This window comes from Streptomyces sp. NPDC012474 (assembly GCF_042955185.1).
GTDB classification, from domain to species: domain Bacteria; phylum Actinomycetota; class Actinomycetes; order Streptomycetales; family Streptomycetaceae; genus Streptomyces; species Streptomyces cahuitamycinicus.
This window is the reverse complement of sequence record NZ_JBIBEP010000004.1, coordinates 60924-72009: the sequence shown is the minus strand read 5'-3', so window position 1 is coordinate 72009 and position 11086 is coordinate 60924. Positions and strand designations below refer to the sequence as shown.

Here is an 11086-nt window from a genome sequence, read left to right as displayed (position 1 = left end):
CTCACGTCACCCCAAGTGACGTGAGCGAGCCCGTTGTTCCGGTCAGGAGCCCTACTCGGCCCTACTCCACCGCGAGTGCCACGAAGGCCGCCCACCCGCCCCGGCCGATCCGCAGCATCGGCCCGCCAACCACGGCCTTGGAGTCCCGCACGTACACGGCGTCCAGGCTCGCGGCTACCTCCACGCAGTCGCCGCCGCTGGTTCCGCTGTAGCTGCTCTTGAACCAGTCCAGTTCAGCGGCCTGAGCGGTGTGCTGGTCGGTGCTCATAGCTCCCCTGCCATGCGCTCGATGAGACGAGAGGACTCCTCGGTGTTGAGGGCCTGTGTGCGCAGCATCCCATACCGCAGCCAGAACTCGCTGACCTCGTTCTGAGCAGTCCTGACGGTCACCACGTCCTGTGCCTCGACGTAGACCTGCCGCGTGCGATCCATCGACTCCAGCAACACCATTGGCCCGTTGAGTCCGCTGTGGGCACCTCGGGCGGTTGCATGATCTGAAGTTCGACGTTACGCCTCCGCGAGCATGCCAGCAGGCTTTCCAACTGCTCGCGCATCACAGCCTCGTTGCCCACCACACGTCGAAGTGCGGCTTCCTCAACCACGAACACGAAGACCACGGGCGGGTTTTTGCGAGTGAGCAGGCTCTGCCGTGCCAGACGGGCTGCGACTCGTTGCTCGATGGTCTCGTCGTCCAAGGGCGGGAAGTGAGCTTCGAGCAGCGCTTGCGCGTAAGCCTCCGTCTGCAGCAGCCCAGAGATGAGGAGGGGATCGTACGAGAACCTGCTCAGCGCCTCCGCCTCCAGCAGCGCGACGTTGCGGAAGAACCGAGGCAACTTCGCCCGATCCACCTCCCCCTGTAGCGCCTCCAGAACCCCGCCCGCGTCCAGCACCCGCTCCGCCGCCGCCGTGAACGCCGCCTTCGCCGGCCGCCGCCCCTGCTCGACCGAGGCCACCAGCTCCAGGGAGTAGCCGATCGTGTCCCCGAGTTGCTGCTGGTTCAACCCGGCCCGCTTGCGCAGGTACTGCAACAGCACCCCGTACGCCGACCACACGCCCGGCAGATCGGGCCCCTCGTCCTTGGTCTTCGCGCCCCGCCCCGTCCGCGTGTCCCGTACGCCCCGTACCGTCCTCACAGTCCCACGCCCTTCCCATCCCGCTCCGCGCCCCGCCCACGACCGCGCTCGCCACCGGTCCATGTCCAACGCGACTCGCGGGAACCGGGACACGCACCGGACCCGTACAACGCCCGTACAAGCCCCGTACAACCAAGCCCACAGCCACCCGCCCCCTCCGTACGACGAGGACGACGTACGGCCGTCGTACCTGGCCAGCGGGCCGTTCACCCCGTCACGCTGCCACCGTGACTCACCATCAGCTCACCGACGAGGCGAAGCCGCCTCACGCTCCCACCCGCCAACTGACCCTGCGCCTCAGCGGCACCAGACGCGGCGCCCGCCTCGCCCGCCGGCTCGCCGTCCAGCAGCTGACCGAGTGGACGGGCCTCCCGTACGACTCCGACCCGGTCCCCGCCGTCGCTCTCGTCACCGCCGAACTGGCGTCGAACGCGGTCCGCTACGGCAGCCTCCCCGGCCGGGACTTCCGCCTGACACTGCTCCTCCTGCCCCACGGCTTCCGAATCGAGGTGACGGACACTCGCACCGAGCGCCTCCCGCCGCGCGTGCCCTCGCAGCCCGCCGACGGGACCTCAGGCCGCGGACTGCTTCTCGTCCAGGCGTACGCGGACCGGTGGGGATACACGGTTCGTGACGCGTACACGAAGACGGTCTGGGCGGAGGTGCAGCTCCGCACTACGGCCTCATGACGCCTACCCCTCGTCCGGGGCAGGCCCAGCGAAAGCCGCCGCACCACCGACGAAGCAGACCCTCAATGATCGGCGTAGTATTCCGTCAGCTTCTCGATCTCCCTGGTCCACAGCAGCATGTCGTCGCCCGGCCGCTTGTACGGTGCGCGCCGGGCCAGCTTGAAGAAGCCGCCGGACGGCCAGCCGCTGTCCTTCAGCACCACGAGTGCCGACAGCAGGGGCAGCGATCCGTCCGGGCTTTCCCGGACCGAGGCGTCCTCCAACAGGTAAGGCATGGACCCCTCGTGGGCGGGGACGTGATGACCGAGCCGTGCCAGTTCGCTGCTCAGATCACCGTACGGAATAGGCGCCGCGCCCTGACGTGCCCGCGAACGCAGGATCTCGATCACGGCGTCCAGCGCCTGCTCGTACTCAAGAGTGCCCTTCTGCATGTGCCCTCCCGGCCTCGGATTCCGACGACTGTCGAACCTATGCCACCGGTGGTGGGAGCGCTGTTCGAAAGCGCTCTTTTAACTTGCTTGGCCTTGTGAACTGAGTGCATGGGTCCCATACTGATGGCGATCAACCGCCGCCCGCCCTCTCGGCGGGCAGGCGCGCATGGCCGGGGGGAATGCGTGAACAGGTGGGCGCGGCCAGGCAGCGTGTGCGCTTCCAGTTCCGCAGCGTTGGCACCGGTGGTCGGGCGCCACGACGCAGCAGACCAGGAAGGCTGGGTCGTGCCCGAGTTGCTGCCAGCCCGACGACGTGCTGGCTCGAACATGCCCCGAACCATGAGGAACTGGTGTCTGCCCGGACGCCGACGCCACGTCGGCGCAAGGGAAGCGCCCCTGGCTCTACCCGGGCCGGTGCCTCGCTCTCCCGTCATCGGAAGACCTCGGCCCTGCCCGGCGATCGGCGCGCGCACCCCGACCACCCACCACTGCGAGAAGCGACTTCAGGAGCGGGCGATGGACAACGAGATCCAGCTGATCAGTGACGATGACGGGCTGATGGTCATCGGGAACGCGGCGGAGGTCGACCGCTTCCTCATCTCGGAGGGGCTGTCGTCGTCGAAGGATCTCGGACCGCGATGGCTCAAGTCCGTCTTCGGTGCCGGGGCCGCAGTCGCGCAGGCGGGTTCGGAGTTCGCCGCGGACTCCGGTCGCTGGGTGAAGCTGACTCCGAAGTCGGCGCAGCTCGTCAAGAAGTATGGGCTGAGGGAAAGCTCGAAGACCGGTTTCAGCACGGGTGTGGTGAAGGGGCAGAAGGGCCAGATCAGGGGATTCGTGGAGTTCGTGAAGGGACCCCGATCGTTTCTGACCAACCCGGCGGCTCTCGCCAACGCCGCGAAGCTCATGTCGCAGGTCGCGATGCAACAGAGCATGGACGAGATCACCGACTATCTCGCCACGATCGACGCGAAGGTCGACGACGTGCTGCGCGCCCAGAAGGACACAGTCCTGTCCCGCATGATCGGAGTGGGCATCGTCATCGACGAGACCATGACCATCCGCGAGGCGAGGGGCAGGGTCGACGAGACCATGTGGTCGAAGGTGCAGGACGCGCCGACGGCGATCGCGGAGACCCAGGTGTACGCCTTGCGTCAACTCGACGCGATCGCGGAGAAGATGGAGCGGCAGTCCAAGATCGGTGATCTCGCCGCGACGGTCAGGGAAGCCGAGTCCCCGGTTCGGGAGTGGCTCGCCGTTCTGGCTCGCTGCTTCCAACTGCAGGACGCGGTCGCCGTGCTCGAACTCGACCGGGTGCTGGACGCGTCCCCTGAGGAGCTGGACGGTCATCGCCTCGGACTGAAGGCCGCCCGGCAGGACCGGAAGCAACTCATCTCGCGGAGCACCGAGCGACTGTTGGGCCGGATGAATGCGGTCGCCGGCACGGCCAACGCGAAGGTGCTGCTGCACCCGGCCAAGTCCCCGGCTGCGGTCCAGTCGAGTAACCAAGTCGCGGTCGGCGTCCATGACTTCCACGAGCGGCTCGGAATCGAGTCCGGTCGCCGGTCGTCGGAGGCGAGACGATGGGTGGACGCGGCCGCCGAGGTGAGGGACAAGGCGCTCGAGACCGGAGCGAAGGGCGTCGACGCCGCCAGAAGCCGCGGCAAGGTGACCCTCGACCGGGCCAACTCGGTCAGGGGCAAGCTCTCCAGCGGCATCGCCGAGCGAGCGCGTCGTCTGCGCGGGGACGGGGAGGGACACGACGAGGAAGGCTGAGTGAGCGAACCACATGCGGAGTTGCCCCATATCCCGATACCGCCGCGCCGCCGGCACCGCACTCATCGTCGCCGCCGCGCTCACCGTGGGCGGCTGAGGGAGCGGCCCCCGACGCTCCACCCCGCGTACCTCGGCGGCTTCGGAGGGACGTGACCGGGGATCCGGCGCCGGAGGCCGAGTCGGACTCCGACTTGCGTACGGCGACGATGAAGGGACTGACGGACGAGCTGGGTAAGGACGCCGAGCCCTGGGCGTCCGCCATGTACTAATCCGACGGAGCGACCGAGGACGGGGCCTGAGTGAGCACACAGGCGAGGTCCTGGAGATCTCGCTCTCCACGGACATCAACGAACCGGGCGCATCAAGCGAGAGTCGACCTGCTGACACACGGTGCCGCAATCCCGTCGAGTGCCGCTCGGGCCGCGCCTACCCTGCTGACATGGCCCACGCGAAGACCTCGTATGTCTGTCTGCCGCCTGCCCAGGGGCGGAGCTCCCTGCTGGAACCATGTCCACCGAGATCACTGTTCGGCTGGGAGCTCCGTGGGTGCCGAGCCTGGCCTCCTTCGTGAGGTTGTCGTCGATGAAGGGGCGTTCGCGCCCCACGTGTCCGACTGGCGGACGATAGGCAGGCAGACTCTGATCCCCCGTCGACTTGGAGATACTCAGAGTTCGGGGGCGAGTAGGGTCAGCCGCAGCAGCGCTGCGACAGCCAGCACTGCGGGGATGGCGTACCACCACTTGCCCAGCCACCTGGCCTTTGCAAACAGCCACGTCAGCAGGGCCATGACGCCGGAGAAGGCCAGGCCGACACTGGCTGCGACGCCGGAATTGGTCACGGCTTGCTTGTCCCAGGGGCCGTCTGGCTCGACCATGTAGGCGGTGAGCACGACATAGCCCGTCACCAGCATCGCCAGAGCGAGCACGAGCGCGCACACGGCGGTGGCGACCCGGCTGGAGGACTTCGGCTGTCGGCTCTCGCGCACACCGGCTGTCGGGGTGGAGCTCACCTCAGTGCCTCTTTCGCATCATCCAGTTTCCGGTCGAAGCCCCGACCATATGCCTGGGCGTCGCTGCTTTCGTAGTAGGGGCCGCCGTTGTAGCGGGCCGCCAGTTCCTGCATCTGGGCGCGGGTCATCTGGCTCGGCGGTACGTCCGCGAAGCTGCTCTCCGCCTTGAGCTGGGCCAGGTACTCGGACGCGATGAAGGTGTTCTGGGCCGGGTCCTTGGTCGCTTCCACGATGGCGTCCCGCTGCATGTCGGTGAGGTTGTGCGGGTCGTACCCGAGTACTTCGGCGGCCCGGCGGACCTGGATCGCGATCGGGCCCATGGACGTCTGGTCGGCGTCCTCGAGACCGGGAACGTTCCTTCGTGCTCCATACGCCGCGTCGTCGAGCCAGCCGGGGTCGCCCTCCACCTCCTGCCAGGCGATACCGGCGACCATCTCGGCCGGCAGTCCGGCGTCCTGGGCGGCGGCTTTGATGAGCTCCTTGTTGGCAGAGACGTACTCGCGGCGGCCCTCGTCCGAGTTGGACCACAACCAGTAGTTGTTGCCCTGGGCGGCGGGCAGGCCGTCAACGCGCATCTTGATGCGGTACAGCGGCTCGGAGATCACAACGTGGTCCCCCATCGTGGGGAACGCGTCCACCTTCGGACCGGAGCCCGGAAGCTGGGCGTAGGGGTTGTCGCCGGCCTGCCGTGCCTCGGCGCGCAGCGGGCCCAGGTTCTGCAAGAACTGTCCCGGGTCGCCGATGGGACTGCGGAAGTCGGGCAGGGAACGGTAAGCGGCCTGAACCACCGCCATGCACGTCTCGCGTGCTTCGGACTCCACGCGCAGGGCGTCGCCGTAGTGGTCCTTGGTCTGGTTGTAGTAGCGCTCGGCGTCCTCGCGGATGGCGTCCAGGTCGACACTCAGCTCGGCGAACCAGTCCAGCACACCCGTGGTGTCCCGCAGGTCCTCCCACTGCCGCAGGGGCTCCGCAGCGCGCGCGGTCGGGGTGATCGCGGAGGCCTCCCGGCCCATCACCTCGGCCAACTTGCCCTCGGTCTGCTGTCCACTCTTGAAGTGGCTTTTGGCGGTGGTGACCGCCTCCGCGTACGACGAGAGCGCCTTACCCGCCCTACGGAATGCCTCCGACAAGGCGTCGGTGAGCTTCCTTGCCTCGCCCAGGCGTTTGACGTACAGGTCACGGGCTTCGCTCTGCCAGTCCACCTTGCCCGCCTTGCGGAATGCGTCGTCGGTGGTGTCGATCAGCTTGTGCAGGCGGTTGAACTCCGCTGCGTTGCGCTCGATGAGTGCCGGGTTCGAGTCCTCCAGGAACTCGACGTCCTTGCGATAGGCCACAGCGGATCACCGGTCCTTGGCTTCGACGTAGCTGCCGTCCGCGAGGACGGAGCGCAACCGATCGCGGACGTGCTGGTCGTACTCGGTGTACGCGTTGTTCGCTGACTTCAGATGGCCGGCCAGCGCCGCGAGCAGCACGACCGCGTCGTCGTACTGGTCCTTGGCGTACCGGGCGAAGGTGTCGACTTTCGCGGCCACATCGGGATGGGACCGGGGAACACGGCACACCGTAGCGTTCTCCGCGTCCATCCGCCCCTCGTAGAGAACTCCTGCGACCTCGATGAGCAGATGTGAACTTCCGTCAACAGACTCCGCGTTCACGGAAAACCCGTCTCGCAGTGCGCCCGAACCGCCGGAGGATCCCCCTCCGTCAACCGGTAGCTGGTTCAGCTGCGTGTGGGTCGAATGCTGCTGCCGTGCCAAGGCATCCGCCTTGAGCTGAGCCCACTCTTCTTCCCATGACACTCTGACCGCCCCCGTTCGGTTGTGACATCGCCTGAGCATATGTGCCTGTTTAAGCTGTCAAGTCTGTCACGGGTAGGCCCAATGGTGATCAAACGTGTCGGGTTCGTGTTACCCAACCAACTTGCTGGCGGCTCTCGTTCAGGGGCCCTCACCCCGAGCCCGCTGTCCCGGGACATGATTTCGTTGCTCGCTGCCGACACGGACGCGGCAACCCCGTGGCCGGCCACCGCTTACGTCCCCGGTCTTCGACCCCGCGAACTCGGCCATGTACGCGATCGAGAACGGACACCTGAAGACCGACGCGAAGAGTCAGGGCGCCCGTCACATGCTGGGTGACGTCGAGCGAGCAACCGGTAGCGAGGAGCCGATGCTCTCTGCCGTCGTCGTAAGGAGGGCGGGCGGTCCTGTGCCCTCCTTCCGCGACATTCTCAAAGCCGTGGGCCTGGCTGTCCCGCAGACCGACAGGCACCGCTGAAGATCTGGCGCCACGAGCAGGAACGCGCGCACGCCGCCTACGCGAACTCGCCCCGTCCGTCACCACCGAGGCTCGTATCGACGGCGTTCCAGATCGCGTCAACGGGATGACAGTCAGTGCCGCCGCGCCAGATCCAGCGCCGCCACCCCCACGAACCAGTCGAGTACCTCGCAGATCTCGTCACCGTGCTCCGCGAAGACGCTGACCGGGAAGGACGGACGCAGCTCCAGTTTCGCCTCGGGCAGGTCGATGCCGTCGATCTTGTTCAGGCGGTTCAGGAGTTCCCGGCGCTGCTCCGTGTCGTCGAAGGGGCTGCGGGTCTTCAGGTACTGGAAGACCACCTCGACCGTTCCGCTGACGGGGTAGATCCCGACCGGCCACATCAGATGCGGTCGACGGCTGGTCCCGAGATCCAGCATGGGGAAGCAGCTCGTCTCCTCGTAGCGGCCGTAGGTCACATGGCCACCCTGGCGGCGCCAGAAGTCGAGGACCGCCACGACTCCGGCGTACGCGTCAGGCCAGTTCTCCCGCAACTGGGCGCGGAACCGCTCGGCCGCCTCCGCATCCTCCCCCTCGGGGAGTGGGTCGTGGGCGGCGGGCTGTGCCACGTCCCTGCCCAGCAGGGTGGCCAGCTCGGCGGCCGACAGGCGCTGGGAAGGGTGGGCCCGCCCGAGGGAGTCGAAGCGCACTCCTTCGCTCGCCAGCAGTTCCTGCGGCGGCGGCCGGTCACTGCCGTCCGCCCAGCGGAACTGCTGGGAGATCCTGCCCTCTACGGTGAGCACCCGGTAGGCGCCGATCACGCTCGTGTTGGCGCCCAGGTAGGCCCCGACGGGCACCGGGTGGCTGCCGATCAGCTCGGCGACATCGCCGTACGTCGTCCAGGTGCCGCTCGGCATCGCCACCAGAGCGGCACGTAGCTCGACCCAGCCCGGCGATTCCTCACCGGTCGGCTTGACTCCGCCGATCGGACCGGGCCATAGCTCCACGGCACGGTCGGCCAGGCGGTCGGCACGTTCCAGGATCTGTGTCTTGCCCCAGCGCTCTGCCGAGGAGATCTCGAGGTTCATGCGCAGGGCACTGGAGTCGAGGATCTGCTGCTTGCGTTCGAAGGGGTGATTGGAGAGCTTGGCGTTGTCGCCGGTCAGCGTCAGGTTGCCGAGCGTGTGCACCAGCAGGTCGTGCAGCTCCTGCGGAGTCTGGTTCGGCTCCGTTTCCTCGGCGAGCAGGTCGAACCAGGCGGGAGCGGGGCGCTGCGGCAGGACGTGCTCCACACTGAGGGCCGCCTTGGCGAAGTCCACGGGCTCGGAGGCGCGGTAGCTCTCCTCCAGGCGGCGCAGAATGTAGCTGCGCTGGGGAGGGCGCCCGGACCAATAGAACGGTTTCGTGCGGACCGCCTCGCGCAGTTCCTCGTCGCTCGGCCAACGACGGCGCCGGCCGGACAGGAACCGCCTCACCGCCTCGGCGGCCGGTCGGTCGGCCTCGAGCTCCTTCGGCGCTTCCATGAAGATTCGGTTGAGGTTGGTGGTCGGCGTCTGACAGATCAGGCGTCGCACCAGATAGGACTCGACGTAGCCCAGCGCCTGGGCGGCGTCTTCAGGGGTCGTCCTGCCGACGTCGAGAAGGTCCAGCAGGTGCAGCGTGAGCGGGTAGTGGGTCTGGCCACCCCAGGCGGCCAGACGCTCCAGGACCGCCCGAAGGGCGGGAGACCGCTCGCGCGAGGGATCGATGATCCGCAGGAATCGCCCGGCTCGCTGGGCAAGTTGCTCGATCTCGCGCTGCAGCGCGTCCTCATCGCCGGTCAGCGGCTGGAGTCGTTTCTGCTGCTCGCGGTAGATCTCACTCTGCTTGGTCTTGTAGTGGCCGCGCACCACCAGGTCGAGCCAGACCAGGAGTTCGAGGTTCTTCGGGCCGAGGCTCCGCTGCATGGGCAGCCACAGTTCCTGGTAAATCCGCTCGCCACGCTTGGGCAGCAGCATGAACACGTAGTTGCGCAACAGGTCGCTCTGACTGAGCCCGACACCCGTGTTGTTGATCGACTCGAAGATCCGGTACACGTTGTCGCCCGGCTCGGCGGTGATCTCCACGATGGAGAGCAGGTCCTTGAGCGCCGTCTCGACCGTGGCGGCCCACTGCGCGTCGCCCGCCTCGTGGCCCTCGGTGAGCGCACCGCGGAAGAACCGGTAGGCAGCCCCGATGTTGTCGCCTCCGCCGGCTTCCGCCCGGGACTGGACACAGGCGGTGTACGCCTCCCGGTCCGCCTGCGTGGGCAGCAACCGATAGTGGTCCGCGCCCTCGTGGAACTCGTTGACCAGTATCTGGCGGTGTACCCGGTCGACTCCGCGCGCGTCACCCGTCTCCTTCAGATGGTCGCGCAGCGCGGTGAAGGCCAGCATCAGCGTGGTCAACCGCTGTTGTCCGTCCACCACCAGCCATCGCTGCACCCCACCCGCCTGGATCTGACCGGGTGCGAGCACCACCGAGCCGAGGAAGTGCGGCGCGGCCGGCTCCCCGGCCAGGTGCTGGTCGACGAGTTCGCCGACGTCCTCCCACAGCCGCTGAAGCTGCTCCCTGCCCCAGCTGTACGTGCGCTGGTAGAGCGGCACCTGGAACTGCTTGTCCCCTTGGACGAGCTTTAGGAAGGTGATCTCCTGGGCGCGCATGCGCCTCCCTTTCCTACGGCACCCAGACGGGTGTACAGGGTCGAGCCGTTCATGTCCGATGTCTCACGACCCAGAGGCAGTTGTCCGTTGAATCTATCCTTCTCCGGCGTCGCTGTCCGCCGGAACCAAGGACGAACGGCTGGAGATGCGCGGCATCGTCTCGTTGGGGGAGCGGCGCAACAGTTTGATGGTGCGGCCCTCGACCCACGCGTTCCAGGCTTTGAGGTAGTAGAGCAGGTGCTCGCGCGAGTCGTCGCGGCGCCGGTGCGCGTTGCCCAGGGCCAGGTTGAGCATGGTGTTGCGCAACGTCAGACGCGGATCGCCCGGCTCCAGACGGGCGCCGGTGACGACCCCTGCCTCCCAGTCGGACTGGTCGATGTCGGGCCGGGCCTCGCTGGTGACGTACCAGCCGATCGTCGCGGCTGTGACGGTGATACGGCACCCCCGGTTCAGTGCGATGCCGTGGTGCAAGGCGTCGCGGACACCGGGGTGTTCGCCGAGCAGGTTCAGGAGCTGGTCGTTGCTCGTGACCGACGATCCGCCGCTCCACGCGGAGTTGGGGGCATTGCGGTAAAGGTGCAGTCCTCGCAGGGCGGCCGCCAGGTGGGTCGCGTTGGCCTCCCCCGCGAGGGCCAGCGTGTCCCGGCCAGTGCGCTTTCGACCCGTGTCCATCACGGTGAACGCGGCGCGTGGCACGCCGTGCGTGACGGTCAGGGGCACGGTGACGCCCGCCTTGACGATGGCGGCCAGGCGGTGCTGTCCGTCGATGAGAACGTCGTCCTCGTCGAAGGCGATCCCCTGATGCGTCAGCTGCCATTCCCCGCGCTGGATCTGGCCGGCCAGCTGCTGCACCGTGCTCTTGCTGAGAGGCCGGTTGTTGGTGTTGCGGGTGAGCCACTGCGCTGCCAACTGGGGTGACACGTCGACCACTTGCATGTGCATTGCGGACCTTTGCCTTTCTCTGGGGTGACGTCCGCGACAGCTTGTCGTGGATTGTGAACTAAGTCAACGCCAATATTGCAAGAGGGCCGGGCTCGAAGATGCTGTCGAGACTGATGCGAGTTCTCGTAGTCACTCACCTGTGGCGATTTGTGCGGGGTGAGCGTTGTGGAAGGGG

At 67.4% G+C, this 11086-nt stretch carries 10 protein-coding genes and 1 pseudogene; 3 read left to right on the top strand and 8 right to left on the bottom strand.

Annotated features, from left to right (window positions below; genetic code table 11):
* Positions 1-61: 61 nt before the first annotated feature.
* Positions 62-268, bottom strand: coding sequence for a DUF397 domain-containing protein (locus ACFY9S_RS11065; protein ID WP_391125692.1), 207 nt, complete (start codon positions 266-268; stop codon positions 62-64).
* Positions 265-1052 (bottom strand): annotated as a pseudogene (locus tag ACFY9S_RS11060) (Scr1 family TA system antitoxin-like transcriptional regulator). The gene ACFY9S_RS11065 and the pseudogene ACFY9S_RS11060 overlap by 4 nt, the downstream one beginning before the upstream one ends.
* Before the next feature lie 308 nt (positions 1053-1360).
* Here ACFY9S_RS11060 and ACFY9S_RS11055 point away from each other — a divergent pair.
* Positions 1361-1822, top strand: a complete 462-nt coding sequence (locus tag ACFY9S_RS11055) for an ATP-binding protein (RefSeq protein WP_391125689.1) — start codon at positions 1361-1363, stop codon at positions 1820-1822.
* A 62-nt stretch (positions 1823-1884) separates the two neighbouring features.
* On the opposite strand, the gene ACFY9S_RS11050 is transcribed toward ACFY9S_RS11055, so the two are convergent.
* Positions 1885-2253, bottom strand: a complete 369-nt coding sequence (locus tag ACFY9S_RS11050; protein WP_391125686.1) for a hypothetical protein — start codon at positions 2251-2253, stop codon at positions 1885-1887.
* 516 nt (positions 2254-2769) lie between these two features.
* On the opposite strand from ACFY9S_RS11050, the gene ACFY9S_RS11045 reads away from it, so the two are divergent.
* Positions 2770-4026, top strand: a complete 1257-nt coding sequence (locus tag ACFY9S_RS11045) for a hypothetical protein (RefSeq protein WP_391125683.1) — start codon at positions 2770-2772, stop codon at positions 4024-4026.
* A 664-nt stretch (positions 4027-4690) separates the two neighbouring features.
* Here ACFY9S_RS11045 and ACFY9S_RS11040 read toward each other — a convergent pair.
* Genes ACFY9S_RS11040 through ACFY9S_RS11030 form a run of 3 tightly spaced genes read right to left on the bottom strand, consistent with a single transcriptional unit; the run spans position 4691 to position 6567 of the window.
* Positions 4691-5035 (bottom strand): hypothetical protein, encoded by a 345-nt coding sequence (locus ACFY9S_RS11040; protein ID WP_391125680.1) that lies wholly within the window; start codon positions 5033-5035, stop codon positions 4691-4693.
* On the bottom strand, positions 5032-6369 hold the full coding sequence (locus ACFY9S_RS11035; RefSeq protein ID WP_391125678.1) for a hypothetical protein: 1338 nt from the start codon (positions 6367-6369) through the stop codon (positions 5032-5034). Before ACFY9S_RS11035 ends, ACFY9S_RS11040 begins: the two co-directional genes overlap by 4 nt.
* 6 nt (positions 6370-6375) lie before the next feature.
* Entirely contained in the window at positions 6376-6567 is a 192-nt protein-coding gene (locus tag ACFY9S_RS11030; RefSeq protein ID WP_391125676.1) for a hypothetical protein, read from the bottom strand.
* A 532-nt stretch (positions 6568-7099) separates the two neighbouring features.
* Between ACFY9S_RS11030 and ACFY9S_RS11025 the strand changes: the two genes are divergently transcribed.
* The gene (locus ACFY9S_RS11025) at positions 7100-7309 is read left to right on the top strand and encodes a hypothetical protein (protein ID WP_391125674.1); all 210 of its coding nucleotides are present in this window, start codon (positions 7100-7102) and stop codon (positions 7307-7309) included.
* A gap of 113 nt (positions 7310-7422) precedes the next feature.
* Here the strand turns inward: ACFY9S_RS11025 and ACFY9S_RS11020 are convergent, their stop codons facing one another.
* The gene (locus tag ACFY9S_RS11020) at positions 7423-9969 is read right to left on the bottom strand and encodes a DUF262 domain-containing protein (RefSeq protein WP_391125672.1); all 2547 of its coding nucleotides are present in this window, start codon (positions 9967-9969) and stop codon (positions 7423-7425) included.
* A gap of 93 nt (positions 9970-10062) precedes the next feature.
* Positions 10063-10911 carry a hypothetical protein gene (locus ACFY9S_RS11015; RefSeq protein WP_391125670.1) on the bottom strand — a complete coding sequence of 283 codons (849 nt, stop codon included), beginning with the start codon at positions 10909-10911 and terminating at the stop codon, positions 10063-10065.
* Positions 10912-11086 lie beyond the last annotated feature (175 nt).

Bases quoted from the DNA above. Each gene is read 5' to 3' on its own strand.
- ACFY9S_RS11065 (WP_391125692.1), bottom strand. From the start codon at position 268: ATGAGCACCGACCAGCACACCGCTCAGGCCGCTGAACTGGACTGGTTC.
- ACFY9S_RS11045 (WP_391125683.1), top strand. From the start codon at position 2,770: ATGGACAACGAGATCCAGCTGATCAGTGACGATGACGGGCTGATGGTC.
- ACFY9S_RS11015 (WP_391125670.1), bottom strand. From the start codon at position 10,911: ATGCACATGCAAGTGGTCGACGTGTCACCCCAGTTGGCAGCGCAGTGG.
- ACFY9S_RS11025 (WP_391125674.1), top strand. From the start codon at position 7,100: ATGTACGCGATCGAGAACGGACACCTGAAGACCGACGCGAAGAGTCAG.
- ACFY9S_RS11020 (WP_391125672.1), bottom strand. From the start codon at position 9,969: ATGCGCGCCCAGGAGATCACCTTCCTAAAGCTCGTCCAAGGGGACAAG.
- ACFY9S_RS11050 (WP_391125686.1), bottom strand. From the start codon at position 2,253: ATGCAGAAGGGCACTCTTGAGTACGAGCAGGCGCTGGACGCCGTGATC.